Source organism: Bradyrhizobium sp. 134 (assembly GCF_023074155.1).
GTDB lineage: Bacteria > Pseudomonadota > Alphaproteobacteria > Rhizobiales > Xanthobacteraceae > Bradyrhizobium.
In genome coordinates, this window is sequence record NZ_JADPKX010000086.1 from 268,633 (window position 1) to 291,278 (window position 22,646).

Annotated in this window: 24 protein-coding genes and 1 pseudogene; 15 read left to right on the forward strand and 10 right to left on the reverse strand. The window is 64.3% G+C overall.

Annotated features, from left to right (window positions below):
- Positions 1 to 133: 133 nt before the first annotated feature.
- From IVA75_RS36135 to IVA75_RS36195, 13 genes are all read left to right on the forward strand, one after another.
- Entirely contained in the window at positions 134 to 589 is a 456-nt protein-coding gene (locus IVA75_RS36135) for a phasin (RefSeq protein ID WP_027568907.1), read from the forward strand.
- A 165-nt stretch (positions 590 to 754) separates the two neighbouring features.
- On the forward strand, positions 755 to 2,041 hold the full coding sequence (locus IVA75_RS36140; protein WP_247288564.1) for a DUF445 domain-containing protein: 1,287 nt from the start codon (positions 755 to 757) through the stop codon (positions 2,039 to 2,041).
- 201 nt (positions 2,042 to 2,242) lie between these two features.
- On the forward strand, positions 2,243 to 3,013 hold the full coding sequence (locus IVA75_RS36145) for an alpha/beta hydrolase (RefSeq protein WP_247288565.1): 771 nt from the start codon (positions 2,243 to 2,245) through the stop codon (positions 3,011 to 3,013).
- Positions 3,014 to 3,108: 95 nt separating this feature from the next.
- The gene (gene paaX / locus IVA75_RS36150) at positions 3,109 to 3,975 is read left to right on the forward strand and encodes a phenylacetic acid degradation operon negative regulatory protein PaaX (RefSeq protein WP_247288567.1); all 867 of its coding nucleotides are present in this window, start codon (positions 3,109 to 3,111) and stop codon (positions 3,973 to 3,975) included.
- Between the two features lie 76 nt (positions 3,976 to 4,051).
- Complete coding sequence (paaA, locus tag IVA75_RS36155) at positions 4,052 to 5,044, forward strand: 1,2-phenylacetyl-CoA epoxidase subunit PaaA (RefSeq protein ID WP_247288569.1); 993 nt, start codon at positions 4,052 to 4,054, stop codon at positions 5,042 to 5,044.
- 10 nt (positions 5,045 to 5,054) lie between these two features.
- Positions 5,055 to 5,342, forward strand: a complete 288-nt coding sequence (gene paaB, locus IVA75_RS36160) for a 1,2-phenylacetyl-CoA epoxidase subunit PaaB (RefSeq protein WP_106942621.1) — start codon at positions 5,055 to 5,057, stop codon at positions 5,340 to 5,342.
- Positions 5,342 to 6,118: a 1,2-phenylacetyl-CoA epoxidase subunit PaaC gene (paaC, locus tag IVA75_RS36165; protein WP_247288571.1), complete on the forward strand. Its 777-nt coding sequence runs from the start codon at positions 5,342 to 5,344 to the stop codon at positions 6,116 to 6,118. The genes paaB and paaC overlap by 1 nt, the downstream gene beginning before the upstream one ends.
- Positions 6,112 to 6,615 (forward strand): 1,2-phenylacetyl-CoA epoxidase subunit PaaD, encoded by a 504-nt coding sequence (gene paaD, locus IVA75_RS36170; RefSeq protein WP_247288573.1) that lies wholly within the window; start codon positions 6,112 to 6,114, stop codon positions 6,613 to 6,615. The genes paaC and paaD overlap by 7 nt, the downstream gene beginning before the upstream one ends.
- Positions 6,616 to 6,617: 2 nt before the next feature.
- Positions 6,618 to 7,700 carry a 1,2-phenylacetyl-CoA epoxidase subunit PaaE gene (gene paaE, locus IVA75_RS36175; RefSeq protein WP_247288575.1) on the forward strand — a complete coding sequence of 361 codons (1,083 nt, stop codon included), beginning with the start codon at positions 6,618 to 6,620 and terminating at the stop codon, positions 7,698 to 7,700.
- A 55-nt stretch (positions 7,701 to 7,755) separates the two neighbouring features.
- Positions 7,756 to 8,205 carry a hydroxyphenylacetyl-CoA thioesterase PaaI gene (gene paaI, locus IVA75_RS36180; protein ID WP_247288578.1) on the forward strand — a complete coding sequence of 150 codons (450 nt, stop codon included), beginning with the start codon at positions 7,756 to 7,758 and terminating at the stop codon, positions 8,203 to 8,205.
- 28 nt (positions 8,206 to 8,233) lie between these two features.
- Positions 8,234 to 9,565 (forward strand): phenylacetate--CoA ligase PaaK, encoded by a 1,332-nt coding sequence (gene paaK, locus IVA75_RS36185; protein WP_247288579.1) that lies wholly within the window; start codon positions 8,234 to 8,236, stop codon positions 9,563 to 9,565.
- 64 nt (positions 9,566 to 9,629) lie between these two features.
- Positions 9,630 to 10,634 carry a zinc-binding alcohol dehydrogenase family protein gene (locus IVA75_RS36190; protein WP_247288580.1) on the forward strand — a complete coding sequence of 335 codons (1,005 nt, stop codon included), beginning with the start codon at positions 9,630 to 9,632 and terminating at the stop codon, positions 10,632 to 10,634.
- A 2-nt stretch (positions 10,635 to 10,636) separates the two neighbouring features.
- On the forward strand, positions 10,637 to 11,695 hold the full coding sequence (locus IVA75_RS36195; protein ID WP_247288581.1) for a YeeE/YedE family protein: 1,059 nt from the start codon (positions 10,637 to 10,639) through the stop codon (positions 11,693 to 11,695).
- Here the strand turns inward: IVA75_RS36195 and IVA75_RS36200 are convergent.
- The gene (locus IVA75_RS36200) at positions 11,674 to 12,588 is read right to left on the reverse strand and encodes a DMT family transporter (RefSeq protein WP_247288582.1); all 915 of its coding nucleotides are present in this window, start codon (positions 12,586 to 12,588) and stop codon (positions 11,674 to 11,676) included. The two genes, IVA75_RS36195 and IVA75_RS36200, sit on opposite strands and share 22 nt — an antisense overlap.
- A gap of 100 nt (positions 12,589 to 12,688) precedes the next feature.
- Between IVA75_RS36200 and IVA75_RS36205 the strand changes: the two genes are divergently transcribed.
- Entirely contained in the window at positions 12,689 to 14,119 is a 1,431-nt protein-coding gene (locus IVA75_RS36205) for a PLP-dependent aminotransferase family protein (RefSeq protein ID WP_247289096.1), read from the forward strand.
- A gap of 10 nt (positions 14,120 to 14,129) precedes the next feature.
- On the opposite strand, the gene IVA75_RS36210 is transcribed toward IVA75_RS36205, so the two are convergent.
- From IVA75_RS36210 to IVA75_RS36230, 5 genes and pseudogenes are all read right to left on the reverse strand, one after another.
- Positions 14,130 to 15,353 carry a bifunctional alpha/beta hydrolase/OsmC family protein gene (locus IVA75_RS36210; RefSeq protein ID WP_247288583.1) on the reverse strand — a complete coding sequence of 408 codons (1,224 nt, stop codon included), beginning with the start codon at positions 15,351 to 15,353 and terminating at the stop codon, positions 14,130 to 14,132.
- A 26-nt stretch (positions 15,354 to 15,379) separates the two neighbouring features.
- Positions 15,380 to 16,039 (reverse strand): sulfite oxidase-like oxidoreductase, encoded by a 660-nt coding sequence (locus IVA75_RS36215; RefSeq protein WP_027568923.1) that lies wholly within the window; start codon positions 16,037 to 16,039, stop codon positions 15,380 to 15,382.
- Between the two features lie 3 nt (positions 16,040 to 16,042).
- A pseudogene (locus IVA75_RS36220) lies at positions 16,043 to 16,240 on the reverse strand (alpha-ketoglutarate permease); the annotation flags it as partial.
- A gap of 129 nt (positions 16,241 to 16,369) precedes the next feature.
- Positions 16,370 to 17,593: a cytochrome P450 gene (locus tag IVA75_RS36225; RefSeq protein WP_247288584.1), complete on the reverse strand. Its 1,224-nt coding sequence runs from the start codon at positions 17,591 to 17,593 to the stop codon at positions 16,370 to 16,372.
- 54 nt (positions 17,594 to 17,647) lie between these two features.
- A complete protein-coding gene (locus tag IVA75_RS36230) occupies positions 17,648 to 17,857 on the reverse strand; it encodes a ferredoxin (protein ID WP_027516766.1) in 210 nt (69 codons plus the stop codon).
- 133 nt (positions 17,858 to 17,990) lie between these two features.
- Here IVA75_RS36230 and IVA75_RS36235 point away from each other — a divergent pair, with 133 nt between their 5' ends.
- Complete coding sequence (locus IVA75_RS36235) at positions 17,991 to 18,638, forward strand: TetR/AcrR family transcriptional regulator (protein WP_247288585.1); 648 nt, start codon at positions 17,991 to 17,993, stop codon at positions 18,636 to 18,638.
- On the opposite strand, the gene IVA75_RS36240 is transcribed toward IVA75_RS36235, so the two are convergent.
- The 4 genes from IVA75_RS36240 to IVA75_RS36255 all read right to left on the reverse strand — a co-directional run bounded on the left by IVA75_RS36240 (position 18,635) and on the right by IVA75_RS36255 (position 22,597).
- Entirely contained in the window at positions 18,635 to 19,282 is a 648-nt protein-coding gene (locus IVA75_RS36240; protein ID WP_247288586.1) for an aspartate/glutamate racemase family protein, read from the reverse strand. The genes IVA75_RS36235 and IVA75_RS36240 overlap by 4 nt on opposite strands.
- Positions 19,283 to 19,345: 63 nt before the next feature.
- Positions 19,346 to 20,359 (reverse strand): amino acid ABC transporter substrate-binding protein, encoded by a 1,014-nt coding sequence (locus tag IVA75_RS36245; RefSeq protein ID WP_027568927.1) that lies wholly within the window; start codon positions 20,357 to 20,359, stop codon positions 19,346 to 19,348.
- Between the two features lie 12 nt (positions 20,360 to 20,371).
- Positions 20,372 to 21,721 carry an aspartate aminotransferase family protein gene (locus IVA75_RS36250; RefSeq protein WP_247288589.1) on the reverse strand — a complete coding sequence of 450 codons (1,350 nt, stop codon included), beginning with the start codon at positions 21,719 to 21,721 and terminating at the stop codon, positions 20,372 to 20,374.
- 3 nt (positions 21,722 to 21,724) lie between these two features.
- Complete coding sequence (locus IVA75_RS36255; protein ID WP_247288591.1) at positions 21,725 to 22,597, reverse strand: MurR/RpiR family transcriptional regulator; 873 nt, start codon at positions 22,595 to 22,597, stop codon at positions 21,725 to 21,727.
- Positions 22,598 to 22,646: the final 49 nt, after the last annotated feature.

The following is a 22,646-nucleotide window of genomic DNA, read 5'->3' on the forward strand; positions in this document are numbered from 1 at the left end:
TCACGGTTTCGTGATATCGCACTGCAATATGGATATTGCATTGCACAATTAACTATGCCATATAAGCCGTGCCCCGGGCCAAAACCGGACGGGGTGAGCCCATAGCTCAACCAATGAGGATGGAGAGACCCCAATGACCACCGAAACCAACACCGCTTTCGAAGGCTTCAAGGACGCGTTCAAGAACATCCAGAACCTGGAAGTTCCTGAGGCTGCCCGCGAGTTCGTCAAGAAGTCCGCCAATACCGCCAAGGACCGTGCTGCCGAAGTGTTCGCTGGCTCCGAGCGCGTGACCGCCGCCGTCGAGAACGCGGTGACCGAGTCCGTCACCGAAGCCGGCAAGATCAGCCGCAACATCCAGCAGGCGATCTACGAGGACGCCGAGGCATTCTTCGCGGGCATCGACAAGCTCGCGTCCGCCAAGTCGTTCAGCGAAGCTGTCGAGATCCAGTCCGGCCTGCTCCGCGCCCGCGGCGAAGCGTTCGTCTCGCGCGCCAAGGCGACCACCGACTATTTCGGCAAGCTCGCCGCCAACGGTGCGAAGTCCGCTCAGGACAATTTTGCCAAGGTCTACAACAAGACCGCCTGATACGGCGTCCTGAGCAAAAACTGAATTTGAGGCCCGCTTCGGCGGGCCTTTTGTTATTCCGCCGCAGCTGTCATTGCGAGCGAAGCGAAGCAATCCAGTCTGCCTTCGTGGAAAGCCTCTGGATTGCTTCGCTTCGCTCGTAATGACGGATAGGGTGATGCTGTGATGAATCCACCCGCCACCTTCTCCTTCGATTCCCCCGGCGACGCCGAACGCGCGGCCGAATTGCGCCGCGTGAAAGCGCTGGCGACGCTGGTGCTGGGCTCGACGCTCGTCCTGTTCGTCGTGGCGAAATGGCTGCTGCCTGTGCATCCGGTGTTCGGATTCATCGCGGCCTTCGCGGAAGCCGCGACCATCGGCGGGCTCGCCGACTGGTATGCGGTGGTGGCACTGTTCAAGCGTCCACTCGGCCTGCCGATCCCGCACACGGCGATCATCCAGAGCAATCAGGCCCGCATCGCCGACAAGCTCGGCGAGTTCATTCAGGTTCATTTCCTCGAGGCTGCTCCGGTCGAGGCCAAGCTGAACGAGATCGATTTCGGCTCCTTCGTCGCCGACTGGCTGCGTGACCGCAAGCGCAGTGACGACCTTGCGCGCTTTGCGCTGCGCCTGCTGCCGGAGGCCGTCTCTGCGACGGAAACCTCGGGCCTGATGACCTTCATGATCCGCCGCATGTCCTCGCAGCTCCAGGCGATCGACCTGGCGCCGCTCGCGGCCGGCACGTTGCGCGGTTTCGTCGCGGAAGGGCGGCACCAGATCCTGTTCGACGATCTCCTGCGCGTGATGCACGAGACGCTGAACCAGACCGAGACGATGGCGATGATCCGTGAGAAGGTGCGGGCGGAATTGCCGACCCTGCTCAGGCTCTATCGCGCCGACAAGTTTCTGGTGAACAAGATCGTGGCCTCCGCCACCGCTTTCTTCAATGAGGTGCGTAGCGATCCCAAACATCCGTTCCGCGGCGAGTTCGATCGCATGGTGCTGAGCTTCGTCGACCGGCTCGGCACCGACCAGGCCTATATCGACCGCATCGACGGTTTGAAGCGCGATCTGCTCGCGCGTCCCGAGCTCGCCGATCTCGCCCGCACCGTGTGGGCCAACACGCGGTCCTTCATCGAGCGTAGTGCAAGCGGCGAGACGCAGGTCCTGCAGCATCATCTCGCCGGTATGTGTGTCGCGGCGGGCGAAGCGCTTGCCGGCGATGGCGAACTGCGCGGCGAGATCAACAAGGGTCTGGTCGCGGTGCTGCGCAGTTTCGTCGCGGACCAGAAGAGCGGCGTTTCGACCTTCATCTCCGACCAGGTGAAATCGTGGGACATGGCGCAGCTGATTTCGCTGATCGAAATCAACATTGGCCGCGACCTGCAATACATCCGCTTTAACGGCTCGCTGATCGGTGGGCTGGCGGGCCTGGCGCTTTACTCCTTAGAATTCCTGCTTCGATTGTTGTGACTTTTGCGTCACGGACGCTGGCATTCACGCGCCGGCCTATTGTGGCCTCGGGTTTCACCCGCTTGAATGTAGGGAACCGGCGTTCTAGCTGATTCATGGTGCGCTGCGGAACGTTCGAAAAGCTGGCGTGTTGGAATTCATACCTATTTGCCGGCCTCGCAGCCGGTGGTCTTTTCAGCATTTCTTCCGAGGGATCCATTGATGACCGCTACTGCCCAGACGCTGAGCCCGCCGTCTCGCACCCTGATGTTCCTGGAAGGGCGAGCGATCCACGAGTTTGGCGCATTCCTCGGCGCGCTGCCGCTGCTCAGCCTTGCGCCGCGGGGCGATGGGCATCCGGTGCTGGTTCTGCCGGGCCTCGTGGCCTCCGACGGGTCCACGCGCGCGTTGCGCACATTTTTGTCGGGCAAGGGCTATGCGGTGAGCGGCTGGCGCCAGGGCCGCAATTACGGCCTGCGCGAGGGCGTGCAGCACGCGATGGTGGATCTGGTTCAGGAGCTCAGCGACGGGCATGGCCGCAAGATCAGCCTGGTCGGCTGGAGCCTCGGCGGTCTCTATGCGCGCCAGCTCGCCAAAATGATGCCCGACCGCGTGCGCCAGGTGATCACCCTCGGCAGCCCCTTTGCCGGCGATCCGCATTCGACCAATGCCTGGCGCGTCTATGAATGGGCGAGCGGGCGGAAATCCGACGAGGTCGATCCGCAGTTCGGCGGCGATCTCGCCGTTCCGCCGCCGGTGCCGACCACGGCGATCTTCAGCCGCACCGACGGCGTCTGCGCCTGGCAGGGCTGCATGGAGAAGACGGGCACGCAGACCGAGAGCATCGAGATCGAGAGCAGCCATTGCGGCATGGGCCATCATCCGGCTGCTGTCTTCGCGGTGGCTGATCGCCTTGCGCAGAAGGAAGGCAGCTGGCGGCCCTTCGACCGCAGCGGCTGGCGCAGCGTGGTCTATCCCGATCCGCATCGGTAGTTCTTTGCCTCTCCCGTAAGAACGGGGAGAGGGAGAAACGAGACCGTCGCACCCGTCCATTGTCGCGCCCGCACCAAACGCGCTATGCCTCGCGCATGGCGCATCCGTTGTCCCGCATCATCGAGCAGCTCAAACGCGAACCGTCGCGCACCGGCTCCATCGTCATCACGGTGTTCGGCGATGCCATCGTGCCGCGTGGTGGCTCGGTATGGCTCGGCACGCTGCTGGAATTCTTCGAGAGTCTGGACATCGACAGCGGTGTGGTGCGTACCGCGATGTCCCGGCTTGCCGCCGATGGCTGGCTGACGCGCGAAAAGGTCGGCCGCAACAGCTTTTATCGCCTAGCCGACAAGGGCCGCCAGATCTTCGAGGCCGCGACACGCCATATCTACGATCCGCCGCCATCCGGCTGGACCGGGCGCTTCGAGCTGCTGCTGATCGGCAATGGCGAGGATCGCGACGCCTCGCGCGAGGCGCTCCGCAATGCCGGCTTCGGCAGTCCGCTGCCGGGCGTGTGGGTCGCGCCGTCGGGCGTGCCAGTGCCGGACGAAGCCGCGGGCGCCATCCGTCTGGAAGTCTCGGCCGAGGATGACAGCGGCCGACGGCTGCTCAGCGCGAGCTGGCCGTTGGATCGCACCGCAGACGCCTATCTCAAGTTCATGAAGACGTTCGAGCCGCTGCGCGCCGCGATCGCGCGCGGCACGGGCTTGTCCGAAGCCGACGCCTTCACGGCGCGCATCCTCCTGATCCACCATTACCGTCGCGTAGTGCTGCGCGATCCGCTGCTGCCCGAAAGCCTGCTTCCGGCGAACTGGCCGGGCAAGGCCGCCCGCGCGCTGTGCGGCGACATTTATCGCGCGCTGCTTGTTCCATCAGAACAATGGCTTGATGGCAATGGAACCAATGAAAAGGGCCCATTGCCGCCGGCGCGAAAACTCTTGGAACGGAGATTCGAGGCTTGATCGTTATGTTACAGAAATATCTTGCATGAGATAATTCTTGTTATATATTGTCTCTCAATAAAATGGGAGGGTGCGCATGTATACCCAGGCGCTGAACACGACCGAGACCGATGATCGCGGTCTTGAGGACGCGGCCAAGGCTGCGCAGTTCCAGGCCCGCATCGATGCCGAGGAGCGCATCGAGCCAAACGACTGGATGCCAGCGGCGTATCGCAAGACGCTGACGCGCCAGATCTCCCAGCACGCTCATTCCGAAATCGTCGGCATGCTGCCCGAAGGCAACTGGATCACGCGTGCGCCGTCCTTGCGCCGCAAGGCGGCGCTGCTCGCCAAGGTGCAGGACGAGTGCGGCCACGGGCTTTATCTCTATGCCGCGGCCGAGACGCTCGGCACTTCGCGCGAAGAGCTGGTCGACGCCATGCTCGCGGGCAAGGCTAAATATTCATCGATCTTCAACTATCCGACGCTGACCTGGGCCGACATTGGCACCATCGGCTGGCTGGTCGACGGCGCCGCGATCATGAACCAGATCCCGCTGTGTCGCTGCTCCTATGGTCCTTACGCGCGCGCGATGATCCGCGTCTGCAAGGAGGAGTCGTTCCACCAGCGCCAGGGCTATGAAATCATTCTGACGCTGTGCCGTGGCTCCGACGAGCAGAAGGCGATGGCGCAGGATGCCTTGAACCGCTGGTGGTGGCCGGTGCTGATGATGTTCGGCCCGCCCGATGCCACCAGCCAGCACAGCGACATCTCGACGAAGTGGAAGATCAAGCGCTTCTCCAATGACGAGCTGCGACAGAAGTTCGTCGACGCCACCGTGCCGCAGGCGCAATATCTCGGCCTCACCATTCCCGATCCCGGCATGATTCAGGATGCGGACGGGCACTGGCGTTACAGCGAGATCGACTGGACAGAATTCAAGCAGGTGCTCGCCGGCAACGGACCGTGCAACCGTGACCGAATGGCCGCGCGCCGCAAGGCGCACGAGGAAGGCGCCTGGGTGCGCGAGGCGGCAGCTAGCTATGCCGCAAAGCGCGCGCAGCGTCGAACTGCACAAGCGGCAGAGTAGGGAGATCGCAATGGCCACGCCAAACACGCCGCTGTGGGAAGTCTTCATTCGCAGCCGCAACGGGCTCGCGCACAAGCATGTCGGCTCGCTGCATGCGAGCGACGCCACGATGGCCTTGCAGGCCGCCCGCGATATCTACACCCGTCGCGGCGAAGGTCTTTCGATCTGGGTCGTGCCGTCGACGGCGATCACCGCAAGCGATCCCGCCGACAAGGGCATGATGTTCGAGCCGGCGGAATCGAAGATCTATCGGCACCCGACGTTTTACGAAGTGCCCGAGGAAGTGGGACACATGTGATGCCCGTCGCGAACATCGAGGTCTCAGAAACACCACTGGTGCTCTACGCGCTGCGCCGGGCCGACGACGCGCTGATCCTTGGGCACAGGCTGTCGGAATGGTGCGGACATGCGCCGATGCTGGAAGAGGACATGGCGCTCTCCAACATCGCGCTCGACCTCCTTGGCCAGGCCCGCGAACTCTACTCTTACGCCGCCAAGGTCGAAGGCAAGGACAACGACGAGGACAGCTTCGCATACCTGCGCGACGTCAGGCAGTATCGCAATTTGCTGCTGGTCGAGCAGCCCAATGGCGATTTTGCCCAGACGCTGGTGCGGCAGTTCTTCTATTCCGCCTTCGCTGATCTCTACTGGCGTGCGATGATGACTTCGCGCGATGCGGCGCTAGCGGCCATTGCCGCCAAGTCGGAGAAGGAGAGCGCCTATCACCTTCGCCATGCCTCGGAGTGGATCATCCGGCTCGGTGACGGCACGGCTGAAAGCCATGCCCGCGCGCAGGCCGCGATCAATCATCTCTGGGCTTTCACCGGTGAGATGTTTGCCGTCGATGAAGGCGAGCGCGCCCTGATCCATGCCGATATCGCCGTCGATCCCGGAAGCTTGCGGGGTCGCTGGATGACGACACTCTCGGGTGTCGTTAGTGAAACCACGCTAGAGCTGCCGCAGACCGACTGGATGCAGCAAGGCGGTCGTTCCGGGCGGCACAGCGAGCATCTTGGCCATCTTCTGTCCGAGCTGCAGTCGATGCAGCGCACTTTCCCGGGGCAGACATGGTGACGGTGCTGGAGCCCGATAGCGAACTGCGCCAACGGGCCTGGGATGCCGCGGCGAGCGTGGTCGATCCCGAAATTCCGGTCTTGACCATCGCCGATCTTGGCGTGCTCCGTGATGTCGTCCTCGACGGCGATCACGTCGAGGTCGCGATCACCCCGACCTATTCGGGCTGCCCAGCCATGAACATGATCGCGCTGGAAATCGAAGTCGCGCTGGAGCGCGCCGGTTTTTGCAGTCCAAAAGTCCGCACTGTGCTCTCGCCGGCCTGGACCACCGACTGGATGAGCGAAGAGGGCCGCCGGAAGCTTCACGCCTACGGCATCGCGCCGCCGCAGGATTCGAATTCACGCCGCGCGCTGTTCGGCGAGCAAGCTGTTACGTGCCCGCAATGCGGCTCGGCGAATACCGAGCTGCTATCCGAATTCGGCTCCACCTCCTGCAAGGCGCTCTGGCGCTGCAGGGCCTGCCGCGAACCCTTTGATTATTTCAAGTGTCATTGACCATGTCAGCAGCCGCACCACGCTTTCATCGCCTGGCCGTCAACGACCTCCGCCGCGAGGCGTCGGACGCCGTATCGCTGACATTCGCCATCCCGGCGGAGCTTGCGACCGACTACGCCTTCACGCCCGGCCAATACCTCACACTCCGCACCACGCTGGATGGCGAGGAAGTGCGCCGCTCCTATTCGATCTGCTCCGGCCCCGACGACGGCGAGATACGCATCGCCGTAAAGAAGATCGATGGTGGCGCGTTTTCGAGCTGGGCAGCGGACGATTTGAAGTGTGGCGACGCGCTGGATGTGATGACGCCCACGGGACGTTTCGGCGTGATCCCGCCGGCCGGCACCGGCCGCATCCATGTCGGCTTTGCCGCCGGCTCCGGCATCACGCCGATCGTGTCGATCGTCAAGGGCACGCTTGCGCGCGAGCCGGACAGCCAGTTCTTCCTGTTCTACGGCAATCGCACGACCGACAACATCATGTTCCTCGAGGCGCTCGAAGAGCTCAAGGATCGCTTCATCGACCGGCTCTCGATCTTCCACGTCATCTCCGGCGAGGAGCAGGACATCCCGATCCTGCATGGCCGGCTCGACGGCGACAAGGTGCGAGTGCTGCTGCGTTCGCTGGTGCCGGCGGAAAGCGTCGATCACGTCTTCATCTGCGGTCCGTCCGGCATGAGCGAGGACATCGAGGCGACCTGCCGAGGGCTCGGCATCGCGGAAGAGCGTATCCATGTCGAGCGCTTTGTCTCCGAGTTCGGTGGCAAGCCGCGGCCGAAGAAGATCGTTGCGCCCGACGCGCCGCCGAAAGCGATCGCGTCGCTGATCATCGACGGCAAGCGCCGCGACGTGCCGGTCGCCGAGGACGAGGCGATCCTCGATGCCGCACTACGCGCCGGTGTCGATCTGCCCTTCGCCTGCAAGGGCGGCATGTGTTCGACCTGCCGTGCAAAACTGGTGGATGGTGAGGCGCCGATGGATATCAACTACTCGCTGGAACCCTGGGAGCTGAAAGCCGGCTTTGTCCTGACCTGTCAGGCCAAGCCATCGTCGGAGCGGGTCGTGGTCGATTACGACCACGTTTGACAGTTTTAGCCAGGCAGCAGAACATCGTGTCCAAACACTCGGAGGGGAGAAGCGCGTGAACGTCAAGCCCGCCTTGTCGCCCGAGGATGTTGCCCGCGCCTGCGCCGATGCGATGTGGGCGCAGGACGATGCCTCCAAAGGACTCGGCATGGAGATCGTCGAGATCGGGCCGGGCTATGCGACGCTGGCGATGACTGTGCGGCCGGACATGGTCAACGGCCAGCGCATCGCCCATGGCGGCTTCATCTTCACGCTGGCCGATTCCGCCTTCGCTTTCGCGTGCAATTCGCACAACGACCGCGTCGTGGCGGCGCAGGGACAGATCACCTTCATCAAGCCGGGCAAGCTCGGCGATCGGCTGGTGGCGAAGGCGCGGGAGGTCACCCGTAGCGGCCGCTCCGGCATCTATGACGTGCGCGTCACCGCCGGCGATACAGTCATCGCCGAATTTCGCGGGCATTCGCGGGTCATTCCCGGCAATTGGCTGCCGGCGCAGGATCAATAAAGAAAAGCAATGATGCGGGGAAACGAGGATGGCTCTGACGAGGCTCAAGGAAGGTGGTAACACCTATCGCGCCGAAATGGATGCGCATGAGCGCGCATCGCGCGACGAGATCATGGCACTCCAGACGGAGCGACTGGCCTGGTCGCTGAAGCACGCCTACGACAACGTCCCGCATTATCGCAAGGCCTTCGACGCGGCCGGCGTGCATCCGTCCGACTTTCGAGAGCTCTCGGATCTTGCGAAATTTCCGTTCACGGTGAAGACGGACCTGCGCGACAATTATCCCTTCAACATGTTTGCCGTGCCCCGTGAAAAGCTGGTGCGCGTGCATGCGTCCTCCGGCACGACGGGCAAGCCGATCGTGGTCGGCTATACGCAACGCGACATCGACACATGGTCGGACGTGATGGCGCGCTCGATCCGCGCCGCCGGCGGCCGCACTGGCATGATCATCCACAATGCTTATGGCTACGGTCTCTTCACCGGCGGGTTAGGGGTGCACTATGGCGCCGAAAAACTCGGCTGCACCGTGGTGCCGATCTCCGGGGGCATGACCGAGCGGCAGGTGCAGCTCATCAACGACTTCCGGCCCGACATCATCACGGTGACGCCGAGCTACATGCTGGCGATCCTCGACGAGTTCAAGCGCCAGAAGCTCGATCCACGCCAGTGCTCGCTGAAGGTCGGCATCTTCGGTGCCGAGCCCTGGACCAATGCCATGCGCGGCGAGATCGAAGACGCCTTCGACATGGACGCGACCGACATCTACGGTCTTTCCGAGGTCATCGGGCCCGGCGTTGCGCAGGAATGTATCGAAACCAAGGACGGTCTGCACATCTGGGAGGATCATTTCTATCCCGAAGTCATCGACCCCGACACCGGTGCAGTGCTGCCCGACGGTGAGAAGGGCGAACTTGTCTTTACCTCGCTCACCAAGGAAGCATTTCCGGTGGTCCGCTATCGCACCCGTGACCTGACGCGGCTGTTGCCGGGCACGGCGCGGCCGGGCATGCGGCGGATGGAGAAGGTCACGGGCCGTTCCGACGACATGATCATCCTGCGCGGCGTCAATCTGTTCCCGACCCAGATCGAGGAGGTTCTGCTCGCCACCGACTGGTGCGGAGGGCATTTCATTCTGGAACTGACCCGCGAAGGCCGCATGGACGAGTTGACCATCATTGCCGAGGCGCGGCCGGAGAGCTGGGACGGCCGGGGCCTCCTCGACCATGCGAGCCGGATCTCGACGCACATCAAGAACACCATCGGCATCAGCTCCAGGGTGAGCGTGGTTGCGCCGGCCACGCTGGAGCGCTCGCTCGGCAAGGCCAAGCGCCTCTATGACAAGCGGCCCAAGGATTGACTTGACGGATTGACTCGACCGTCCCCAAGGGCGACAAGGCCCGCGAGAAATCGCGGATCTTTCCATGTCAACAGCCGATCCCAAAGCCGTCGACACGCGCTGCGTGCGCCTCAATGCCAAGTCCGAGAACGCCGCCGCGCTTGCGCCTGCCGTCGAGCGTCATACACTCACGCGTGGTCCGAATGATCTCCTGATCGAGGTCAAGGCTGCCGCCGTCAATCCCTCCGACGTCAAGGCCGCAACCGGGCTGATGCCCTACGCCGTGTTTCCGCGCACGCCAGGTCGCGATTACGCCGGCCTGGTGATCGATGGGCCGGCCGGCTCGATCGGCCACGAGGTGTTCGGCTCCTCCGGCGATCTCGGCATCCGTCGCGACGGCACCCACGCCAGCCATCTCGTCGTTGAAGCTGACGCGGTTGTCGACAAGCCGAAAACCGTATCCTGGGAGGAGGCCGCCGGCATCGGCGTGCCCTTCGTCACCGCCATGGAGGGCTTTCGCCGCGCCGGCATTCCAAAGCGGGGGGAAGCGGTGCTGGTATTCGGCGTCAACGGCAAGGTCGGTCAGGCGGCGGTGCAGATCGCGACCTGGCAGGGCGCGCGTGTCATCGGCGTGGTGCGCAAAGCGGAAGCTTATGAGGGCCATACCAACGCGGCCATCGAGGTGATCGACGCTTCCGCGACCGACGTCGCCACATGCGTGCGCGAGTTGACCGGAGGTAAAGGTGCCGACATCGTCTTCAACACGGTCGGCGATCCCTATTTCCAGGCGGCGCACAAGTCGCTCGCGCTTCGCGGCCGCCAGATCCTGATCGCCGCGATCGACCGCATCGTGCAGTTCAACATCCTCGAATTCTACCGCGGGCAACACACCTATGTCGGCATCGACACGCTCGGCCTCTCGTCGATCGCGACAGGCGCAGTGCTGCGTGACCTCGGCCCGGGCTTCGCGAGCGGGCACCTGAAACCATTCCCGATCAAGGCAAACGCCGTCTATCCGCTCGAACGCGCGAAGGAGGCCTATGTCGCCGTTGCCGGCTCGTCGCGGGACCGTGTGATCCTGAAGCCTTGATCATGGAGTCGTCCACCCAGCTCGTCATCCTCGCCGGCCTCGGCATCGGCCTGGTTTACGGCGCCGTCGGCCTGCTCAGCGGCTTCTGCCTGATGAGCAGCATGCGCGGCTGGCTGGCAAAGGGGGATGGGCGGCTGGTACGCACCTACGCGTTGGCGATCGCGGTTGCGACCGCCGCGAGCCAATTCCTCGCCGGCAACGGCATGGTCGATCTCGGCAAGTCGATCTACCTGCAACAGTCCTTTTCGGTGCCAGTGCTGTTTCTCGGCGGACTTCTGTTTGGATACGGAATGGTGCTGTCGAACGGCTGCGGTTCGCGCGCGCTGGTGCTGCTCGGTCGCGGCAATCTCCGCTCCTTCGTCGTGGTGGTCGTGCTCGCCATCGCCGCGCAGATGACGCTCAAGGGCCTTATCGCGCCGGTGCGCATCGCGCTGGTCCAGGCCTCGCAAACCACGGTCAACGTGAATTCGCTGCCGTCACTGTTGGCGACGTTCGGTCCGGCTGAAGCGGTTTCGCGCGCGATGGCTGCTGCTGTCGTCGTTGTTGCGCTGATCCTGTTCGCTTTCGCGCACCCGGCGTTCCGGCGTTCCCCCGGCCAGATTGCGGCCGGTGTCATCGTCGGTCTCCTCGTCGCCGGCGGCTGGTTCGTCACCGGCTATCTCGGCGCGGATGACTTCAACCCGGTGCCGGTGACCTCGCTCACCTTCGTCGCGCCGATTGCGGGCAGTCTGCAATATGCCATGCTCTCGACTGGTCTGACGCCGAATTTCGGCATTGCAACAGTTGCCGGCGTCTTCGCAGGCAGTCTGGCCACCGCGCTAGCTACGGGCCGTTTCCATCTCGAAGGCTATTCCTCGCCACGCCATATGCTGCGTTCGGCCAGCGGCGCTGCGCTGATGGGTATCGGCGGCGTGATGGCGTTCGGCTGCTCGATCGGGCAAGGGCTCACCGGGGTGTCGACGCTCGCGCTGGGCTCCTTCGTCGCCATCGCCGGCATCCTGCTCGGCACGACGGCGGGCTTGCGCGGGATGCTGCGCGTTCAGCCGTTCGCGGTAGCTTGACGGCGCAGCATACGATCGCCGAGCGTGGCAAAGCCAATGCCACCGATGATCAGTCCGGCCGCAACGGCAAGACTAATATCAATAGGCTCGCCCAGCAGGATCGCAGCGCAGGCGATCCCGACGAGCGGCGTGCCGGTGGTTCCGAGCGCCGTCGTCAGAGCCGAGATGCTCTTGTTGACCATCGACATGGCCCAATAAGCCAGCGCCGTCCCGATCAGACCGGAGTACAGGAACAGCAGGACGAGTTTCCATGACCATTCCGCGTGCGGCAGCCCCTCCACGATTATCGCAGCCGCTGACAGCACGATCGTGGCAACGAGCACCTGCCAGATTAGGAGCTGAAGTGGGGATGCGATCCAGCGATGGGCCCGAATATAGATGATGTTCGCAGCCCATGAGATCGCGGCCAGGATCACCATGCCGGCGCCAAGCACGACGTTGGCATTCGTCCAGTCGATCGAGGTGGGATTCAGGATCACGGCAAGACCAATCAGCCCGAGCAGGGCGCCGGCCAGTTTTGGCACAGTCAGCGTATCCTTCCCCAGCAGGGGCGCTGCGATCGCGACCCAGAGCGGCGTGGTGTAGCCGAGCACAATGGCCTTGCTCGCGGGCAGGAAGCGCACACCGGCCGCCACCAGGACAGAGAATATCGTCATGTGCAGCAGCGCGACACTCAGGACCACCGGAATGTCGCGCCGCTTCGGGATCACCAGATTGTTGCTGAGCCCCAGGATCACGAACAATGCTGCCAAAGCGATCCAGCTGCGGATCGCCGAGGTCCAGAGCGGCGGAAGGAATTGCACGAGTTGCTTCGTCACCGACCAGTTTACGCCCCAGGCCAGCACGACGATGAGGAATAGGCCGACGGCCGCGCGGGGCGAGAGGGAGTTCATCGGAAAATCCTTGAAGCAGTTCTATCAGGCGGATAGCATTCCGCCTGGCACCTAAAAAAGTGCCAGATCAGAAAGGATCAAGGTGCCAGTTCCGGAAGGCATGATCTCCGCCCTGATCGAGCTGAACCGGGCCGACGACAAGGGACTGGTGGGTCAACTGACGAGCCAGCTCCGAAGCTTGATCGCGACCGGCCGTCTCGTCAAAGGCCGCACGCTGCCGTCGAGCCGCCGGCTCGCGAGCGATCTCGGCGTCTCGCGCAACACCGTCACCTATGCGTTCGAGCAGCTCGCCGCCGAGGGATATCTCGAGGCTTCGCACGGCCGCCGTCCGATGATTACGCTCGAGGGCGGCGAGCGCATTGCAGAGGCGGGCGCCATCGCATCTCGCATGCGCCTTGCTAGGCCGCGGCTTTCGCCTTGGGCTTCAAGCCTCACGCAGACCGACTGGCCGATGTCTTATCAGGCGCGACTGAGACCCTTGCGTCCCGGGCACGGCGATTTCCGGGAGTTTCCGAACGAGGTCTGGGCGCGCTGCCTGCGCCGCAGCGCCGTGCGCGCGGCCAGGCGCGAGCTCGGACCGGTCAACCGGGCGCGCCTGCGCGAGGCGCTGGCGCATTATCTCGCGACCAGCAGGGGTGTGCGCGCGACGGCGGATCAGATCCTGATTCTGCCGAGCGCGCAGGCTGCGCTCACCTTGATTGCGGCTGCCCTCATCACGCCGGGCGACGACGTCTGGGTCGAGGATCCCGGCTACCCCGGCGCCGCAGCCGCGTTCCGCGCGTCCGGTGCGCGCGTGACCGGGATGAGGTTGGACGAGCAGGGCATGCAGCGGATTCCGGGGATAGCGACCCCGACATTGATCTTCATGACGCCGTCGCACCAGCACCCGACTGGTCGCCTGATGTCGCTCTCGCGCCGCACGGAGTTTCTTGGCCTGAGCAGGCCCGGCAAGACCTGGATCGTGGAGGACGATTACGATGGTGAATTCCACTATGACAGCCGGCCGGTGCCGGCCTTGCAGGGACTCGATGCCCATGGCCGCGTGTTCTATGTCGGTACGTTCTCCAAGGCCATGACCTCGGACATCCGCCTCGGCTATCTCGTCGTTCCTCCGGCCCTGGTCAACACCTTGGAGATCGCACAGCGGCACATCGGGCTGATCGCCCCGAGCCACGTCCAGGAAGCGCTGGCCGAGTTCATTGCCGACGGGCATTTCCTGGCGCATCTGCGCCGGGTGCGCCGGATCTATCATGCCCGCCGCGATCACCTCGTCGAGGGACTAGAGCGCCATTTGGGCGACGTGCTCTCTGCCGAAGTGCCCCCCGGTGGCATTCAGCTCGTCGCGCGCCTCAAGCGCGGTCGCGCGGATCAGAAGGCGGTAAAGCGGCTGGTCGAAGCGGGCGTTGAAACGCGTGCCCTGTCCGGCTTGGCACTGGGCAGGCCGCGCGATCACGGTCTATTGCTCGGCTTCGCGGCCTGGCGCGAGAGCGAGATCACCGCGGCGTTGCGGACGATGGCGTCCTGCTTCTAGCGCAAGCGCGCTAATCCACGGCCCTGGTCACGATCCGGATTTCCGAGGTCAGCGTCCGGTGCACCGGGCACTTGTCGGCTATCTCCATCAATTTCTTGCGCTGCTCGGGATCGAGCGCGCCGTCCATCGCGATGTCGCGCTCGATCTGGTCGAGCATGCCGTCGCGCGTCTCGCATTCCGCGCAGTCTTTCGCATAGATCTTAGAATGCTTCAGTGAGACGGTGACACGATCGAGCGGCAGCGACTTGCGGTCGGCATAGAGGCGCATGGTCATGGAGGTGCAGGCCCCGAGGCCAGCGAGCAGAAGATCATAAGGACCAGGGCCGGCATCCTCGCCGCCGGCGGCGACCGGTTCATCCGCGATCAGGCGATGCGGACCGACAGAGATGACCTGGTTGAACTTGCTCTTGCGGGTCTCCTGCACCACGACCCGGCGCGGCGCCTCGGGAAGATCCATCGCCTTCGCCGGTTTGGCTGTGTCGATGTACCGGCTTGCCCAGGCCGCGATCATGTCGGCCGCGTAGAGCGCATCGGCCGGCTTGGTCAGGAGATGATCGGCATGATCGAGCGAGACGAAGCTCTTGGGATGCCGGGCGGAGACGAAGAGCTTGGTCGCATTGTCGATGCCGACGGTATCGTCGACTGGAGAATGCATGACCAACAGCGCCTTGTGCAGGCCGGTGACGTCCTTCATCAGCTCGTGCTCGGCGATGTCGTCGAGGAATTCGCGCTTGATCCGGAACGGGCGTCCCGCAAGCGAGACTTCGACCTCACCTTGGGTGCGAATGTCGTCGAGATGCGCTTTGAACAGGCCGGTGACGTGGGCGGGATCGGATGGTGCCGCGATGGTCGCAACCGCCTTGGCCTCCGGGATGCGTCCGGCCGCCGCGAGGATCGCGGCGCCGCCGAGGCTGTGACCGATGAGGATCGACGGCGCCTTGCGGACGCTACGCAGATGATCGGCGGCGTGCACGAGATCGGCGACGTTGGAGGAAAACGTCGAATTGGCGAAATCCCCTTCACTGGAGCCGAGCCCGGTAAAGTCGAAGCGCAGCACCGCGATGCCCTTGGCGGCCAGCGCGACCGAGATGCGCTTGGCGGCCAGCGTGTCCTTGCCGCAAGTGAAGCAATGCGCGAACAGCGCGAAGGCCGCCGGCTCACCGTCGGGTAGCTCCAGCGCGGCCGAAAGTTGATGGCCGCCTTCGCCCGTGAATTGAAAGCGCTCTGTCGGCATGGGCTTCCCCCCGTCCTTGCTTGAACCTATTCGCCCGAATAGCGCTGCTCTGCCCAGGGATCGCCGCGATTATGATAGCCGCGGACTTCCCAGAAGCCCGGCGCGTCCTCGGTCAGGAACTCGATGGCCTGGAGCCATTTGGCGCTCTTCCAGAAATACAGATGCGGCACCACCAGCCGCACCGGGCCGCCATGTTCGTCCGACAATGGCTCACCGGACCAGCTATGGGCGAGCAATGCATCCTCGGCTGCAAAGTCGTCCAGCGCGAGGTTGGTGGTGTAGCCGTCATGGGAATGCAGCACGACGAAGCGCGCGTCCTCGCGCGGCTGGCAGGCCGCGAGCAGCTCGCGCGTAGCGAGCCCCTCCCACTCATTGTCGTAGCGCGACCAGGTCGTGACGCAGTGGATGTCGGAGGTGAACCGCGCCTGCTTCTGGGCGGCGAACTCGGCAAAGGTCCAGAACACGGGGGTCTCGATTGCGCCGTAGACGTCGAGCCGCCAGCGCTCGCGCGAAACTGGCGGCACGACGCCGAGATCGAGCACCGGCCAGTCTTTTGTCAGATGCTGGCCGGGCGGCAGGCGCTGATCTTCCGGGCGCGTGATCTTGCCGGTCAAAAAGCGGCCTTCGCGCGCCCATTTTTCCTTCGTGCGCGTCAGCTTGCTGTCGGATGGCGTCTCGTCGGTCATGAGCTACTCGTGCCGGTGCATCGCGGAGGCATGCTTGGTGCTGCGCATGGTGGAATAGATGATCAGCGACAGGCAGATGATACCAGCGAGATAGTAGTAGAACCACTCCTCATGCCCGATGCTCTTGAAATAGAGCGCGATTGCCGGCGCCGTGCCTCCGAACACCGAGACGGTGATCGCATAGGGCAGGCCTACGCCGAGGTTGCCGATCGAGCCGATGAAGGTCGCGTCGATCCGCGCTGGGCGCTGGCGATATCAAAATGCTCAGAGGCCGGTTTGATTGCTTGTCTCAGTCACGTCCAGCCTCTCCGCATCGCTATTTGGAGAGGTCTACATCGCCTTTCCAAGTAAAAATGGCAACTGGCGGGGACCTCTGACGGTTCCCTGTGACCAGGTCACCGTGCCCGCCGGATCGAGGGCGAAGTCCGGAATTCGCTTCAGCCATTCCTCCAACGCAACCTGCATCTCCATGCGCGCAAGGTTCGAGCCGACGCAGCGGTGGATACCGAGGCCGAAGGCGGCGTGGCGGTTCTCACGGCGGTCAATCACGACCTTGTCAGCATCCGGAAACATTTTCGGGTCACGGTTGGCGGCCGGGAAGGACAGCAGCACCATGTTGCCTGCCTTGACCGGGCAGCCGGAAATCGTGGTCTCCTTGACCACTTCGCGCGCCATCGTCACCGGCGAATAGGCGCGCAGCAGCTCCTCCACCGCGGTCGGGATCAGTCCGGGCTCGGCGACCAGGCGCTGGCGGTCGGCCGGCGTCCGGGCGAGGTGCCAGAGCGAGGAGCCGATCGCGCTCCAGGTGGTGTCGATGCCGGCGATCAGGAGCAGTCGCAGCGAGCCCAGCACGTGCGAATCCTCGAGCGGATTGCCCGCCTTGTCCCTGGCATTCATCAGGTAGGAAATGAGGTCGTCGGTCGGCTTGTTCTTGCGCGCTTCGATATGGGCGCTGAAATAGACGGTCATCTCTTGCACCGCCTGGAGCAGCGTGTTTTCGTCCTTGATGCCAAGTTCCAGGATCATGTGGATCCAGCGGATGAAGAGATCGCTGTCTGTCTCGGGGATGCCGAGCATGTGGGCGATCGCGCGAACCGGAATGTGCTTGGTGTAGCGCTCTGCCGCGTCCAGTCCGCCTTCAGTGATGAAACCGTCGATCAACTCGTTGCAGATCGCGCGCACCCGCGGTTCCAGCTTCTTCATCGCGTCCGGCGTGAACGGCGGCAGCAGCAATTGCTTGGCTGGCTTGTGCACCGGCGGATCGGACGTGATCGGCGGGGCGGAGTTTCTGCTGGTGATCTCCGGCCGAACGTCACGGACGATGATGCGGCGCGAGGAGAAATGCTCGCTGTCGTTGGCGATCTGGCGCACCGCTTCATAGGTCGTCGGCAGGTAGCAGCCGAGGAAGCGGTCGGTATGCACGACCGGGCTTGCGGCGCGCAGCTCGTCCCAGATCGGGAAAGGATCTTCCGTCCATTGCGGATCGGTGTGGTCGAAATCATGGACCCAGTCGGTCACGGGCGGATGGGCGGCGGGCTGGCTGACGTCGGACATCTCGAAATCCCTTGGGGCTCGTGTGCACGGAAGGCTCGCGGGGCAGCGGCTGCGCTACTCCTCGATCACGTCGATCGCGATTTCCGGACAATTGGATTTGGCGAGCCAGGCCTTGTCTTCGAGGCCGGATGGGACGGTGCCGTCGCCGGCTTCGTGGGCGTTGCCGTATTCGTCCAGCTCGAACAGCTCCGGCGCCAGCGCCTTGCAGCGCGCGTGCCCCTGGCATTTGTCCGGATCGACGCGAACCCTCAGTCGCTCTGTCATGGCGGCTTCCTCGGTCGTATGCGCTGGCCTGAAGGCGGCGCGCGCTCCCATCTGAGTTCTTATTCAAGTTATAGGATATTACATTCGCGGCGGGCTTCCCCTGTCAAGCGCAAACTTATAGGCTCTGCGCAACATGCGTTCACAACTTTCCCGCAAGCCCGAGAACACCTACCACCATGGCGATCTTCGCGACGCCTTGATCAAGGCCGCGCTGCGCGAAGCCGAGCAGGGCGGGACGGAGGCGATCAGCATCAAGGCGCTGGCAAAGCAGCTGGGTGTCTCGCAGCCGGCGCCCTACCGGCATTTCGCCGATCGCGAGGCGCTGCTTGCAGCGGTGACGGCGGAGGCGTTCCGGCAGCTCAACGGGATCTTGCGGACGGCGATGGCAAAGCCGTCGAAGCGGTCGAAGCTGTCGCTGTTGGCGCAGGCGACGCTGGATTTCGGCTTACGCCGCAATGGCATCTACCGCTTGATGTTCGCCTCTCGCACGGTGTCGTGTGCGGCGAAAGGTAGCGAGTTGCACGAAGCGACACGCGAAACGTTTGCGCTCGTGATCGAGGCACTGGAAGCTCCGGCTGTTGATTACTTGCGCGAGCGGCAGGCGCTCAAGATCTGGGCGGCGGTGCACGGCGTGGTGATGCTGGCTGAGCAGGGACTGTTCACCGGCGAGGCGGCTCATGCCACGCGCGAAGACCTGGTCGAGGACTTTGTCAGCGAAACCAAGGCAGCGCTTGCGGTGGCGATCAAGGGCGCACGGCGCCGGAAAAAGGCCTGCGCTTAAGCCTTCGCCGCCAACAGCTTCATCAGCTTCTCGACGGCGCTGTCGGGCGTGGTGACTACAGGGCGGCCGGTAGCTTCTGCCACGAGGGGCGCCGTTGCCGCGATGCTGAACTGCGCGAGCGCGATGACGTCGCAATCGCGCAAATCATGTGAGGCTTCCACGATCAGCCGGTCATGCGTAGCGCGGTCGCCGCGGTCGAGTGCCGCCAACGCGCCTTCGGCAAGTTTCGGCACAACCTGGACAGCGGGAGGAAACTCCGGCGGCATCGAGGCCAGCGTCGGCGCGAAAGTCGAGAGCAGGCCGATGCGCTGGCCCATCGTCACCGCCCGTTCGATCATGGCTTCGTTCGGCTTGAGCACCGGCATCGGCGCTTGCGCGCGCGCGACCGCCTCGATGCAGGGACCGAAGGCCGAGCAGGTGAACAGGATCGCATCCGCGCCTGTCGCCGCGGCGTAGTGGCCGAGCGCAAGGAAGCGTTCGGTCATGGCATCATTGAGCTTGCCGTCACGCGTCAGATCCGACGACAGGCTGTCATCGAGCAGGTTCATCAACCGCGCTTCCGGCCACGCCTTCGCGAACGCAGCTTCGATCGGGGCGATGGAATGCTTGAGGGCGTGGATCAGCGCGATGCGAGGAGACGTCATTGAACGTTACCTGATGCAAGGTCGCGTGCCCCGGACGCAGCGCGTCCGGGACACGAGAGGCGTTTACTTGAATGGCACCGCGTACATCAAGCCGCCCTTGCTCCAGAGGCCGTTGAGGCCGCGCTCGAGCTTGAGCGGGCTCGCCTTGCCGACATTGCGCTCATAGATCTCGCCGTAATTGCCAGTAGCCTTGATGGCTGTGACCAGCCATTTGTTGTCGAGCCCGAGCCGCGAGCCGAGATCGCCGGAGGCACCGAGCAGGCGCTGGATCGCGGGCGTCTGCGACTTCGCCATCTCGTCGACATTGCCTTGTGTGACGCCGAGCTCTTCGGCCTCGATCAAGCCGTAATGCAGCCAGGTGATGATGTCGCTCCAGACCTCGTCGCCATTGCGGGTGAAGGGGCCGAGCGGCTCCTTGCTGATGGTCTGCGGCAGCACGACGTAGTCGGCCGCGTTCGGCGCCGCGGTCGTCACGGCGCCTGCGAGCGCGGAAGCGTCCTGGGTCATGGCGTCGCAACGGCCGCCGAAGAAGGTCTGGTACATGGTGTCGACGCGGTCGAACACCAGCGGCTTCCAGTCGATGCCGTTGGCGCGGCCGTAATCGCCGAGCGTGACCTCATGCGTGGTGCCCTGCGCGACGCAGACGGTGGCGCCCTTGAGATCCTTAATCTCCTTCACGCCGAGGTCCTTCTTCACGACAAAGCCCTGGCCGTCGTAGAAGTTGACCGGTCCCTGCCGCAGGCCCAGCGTGACACCGCGCAGATAGGTCTGCGTCGAGTTGCGATAGAGCACGTCGATCTCGCCGGACTGGAGCGCGGTGAAGCGGTTCTGCGCGGTCAGCGAGACGTAACGCACCTTGCTGGCATCGCCGAGCACGCCGGCGGCGAGCGCGCGGCAATAATCGACGTCGAGACCCTTGTAGTTGCCTTGCGAATCCGGCGCGGAGAAGCCGGCAAAACCGGCGCTGACGCCGCATATCAGCGTGCCGCGGCTCTTCACCGTGTCGAGCGTTGCCGCCGACGCGACCACCGTCGATGCCGCGAGCACGCCGGCTACGATAACCACTTTCCTCATCATGCTATTCTCTCCTCAGTGATTGACACGACGCAATACGTTGTCGACGGCGGTGCCGAGCTTGTCGACGATCAGGTCGATCTCCTCAGGCGAAGCGATATAGGGCGGTGCCAGCAGTACGTGGTCGCCACGGACGCCGTCCACGGTGCCGCCTCCGGGATAGCAGCCGAGACCGTTGGCGAAGGCCTCCGCCTTGATCTTCTGGTTCAGCTTCAGCGCGGGATCGAACGAGGTCCGGCTGGCGCGATCAGCGACGAGCTCGATCGCCCAGAATAGGCCGCGGCCCCTGATGTCGCCGACATGACGGTGATTGCCGAATCGCTCGATGAGCCGCTGCTCGAGCTGCTTGCCGCGCTCCTTGATCCGGTCGAGCAGGCCATCCTCGCGGATCACGTCCTGCACCGCGAGCGCGGCAGCGCAAGCGAGGGGATGCGCGAGATACGTGTGGCCGTGCAGGAAGGCGCCCGAACCTGAGCGGATTGTGTCGATGATCCTGCCGCTTGCCAGCATCGCGCCGATCGGCTGGTAGCCGCCGCCGAGACCCTTGGCGATCGCCTGGATGTCGGGCGCCACGCCTTCCTGCTCCCAGGCGTGCGTGGTGCCGGTGCGGCCCATGCCACTCATGACCTCGTCGAGAATGAGCAGCGCGCCGTGGCGGTCGCAGATCTCGCGCACCGCCTTGAAGTAGCCGTCCGGCGCCGTCACGGCACCTGCGGTGGCGCCGACGACGGGCTCTGCGAGGAACGCCGCGACCGTATTGGGACCGAGGCGCTGAAACTCGGCTTCGAGTTCGGCCGCGAGCCGGGCGACGAATTGCGCGTCGGATTCGCTCTCGTGCTTCTCGTGATAGGCGAAGGCCGGGGTCACATGGCTGAAGGCGTCGGAGAGCAGCGGTGCGTAGGGCGCGCGGCGCCAGGCATTGCCGCCCGCCGCGAGCGCGCCGAGCGTATTGCCGTGATAGCTCTGCCGCCGCGCGATGAAGTGTTGCCGCTCCGGCTCGCCGCGCTCGATGAAAAATTGCCGCGCGAGCTTGATGCTGGCTTCAACCGCTTCCGATCCGCCGCTGACGAAATAGGCGTAGGCAAGGCCGCCGGGCTCATGGCCGACCAGCCTCTCGGCCAGCGCCTCCGCCGGCTCGGACGAGAAGAACGCGGTATGGGCATAAGCGAGGGTCGAAGCCTGCTTCGTGATCGCTGCGATCACGCGCGGATGCTGGTGGCCGAGACAGGAGACCGCAGCTCCGCCGGAGGCGTCGATGATGCGGCGCCCGTCCTCGGCAAAGAGATAGACGCCTTCGCCGCCGATCGCCTTGGGCGGCGTTTCGCGCAGCGAGCGATGCAGCACGCGGCTGGTGCGAGCGACCATGGGTCAACCTTTCTCTGAAACGTAAGTTGAGGCCGCGGCCAGCCGCGCCTCGGTATTCTCCAGGCGCTTCTTCGCGGCCGTGCCGCCGAGCGAAAACGTCACGGCGGCGAGCGATTGCGCGATCGCAATGGCGCCGGTGAGGCTCGGGAAAAAGCCGGGAGAGGAGGCCGCCTCGAACAGCAGCACGTGGTCGGCGCCTTCAGCCATCGGCGCCGAAGGGCTATCGGCGATCGCGATCAGGGCCGCGCCGGCGCGATAGGCGGCCTGCGCGATCCGGACGCTCGCATGGGTGTACGGCATGAAGCCGATGACGATAACGGCCTCGCCGGGCCGGAACGCGCCGAGGTCGAGATCGTCGGGTCCGGACGCGCCGACGAGTTGCACCTGTTCGGGGCGAAACAGCCGGAGCTCGTAGTTCAGCAGCTCCGCGACGCTGCGGCAGCTTCGGTAGCCGGTGATCCATATCCGCTTGGCATCGTGGAGCGCGCGTGCCGCCTCCGCAATCGGCTGCGCCGGGATGCGCGGAAGGCCGGCGGCCTCGGCCTCGAGCTTTTCGGTGACGAGGGCGACATCGGCGTTCGGGCCGTGGCGGCGGCTCCTGGCGCGGCCGGAGAAGGGCGCTGTCTGCGAGGGCCGTCGCGCCTCCGTCAGTGCCGCGCGCAATTCGTCCCAGCCCGAATAGCCGATCGCCTTGGCAAGCCGCGTGAAGGCGGCGGGATCGGCGCCGGCAACCGCTGCGAGATCGCGCATCGAACGCGTGGTGGCGTCGTAATCGTTGGCCGCGACGAAACGCCCGACCTCCTGCAACCGCATCGGAAGCGATGGCAATGCAATGCGCAGTTCGCTCAGCGGCGAGGATTTGGCGGGCTCGGCCATGAAACATTTGTTGCACGAAGTAGAGTTTGGTGCAACACTTGACGTACGC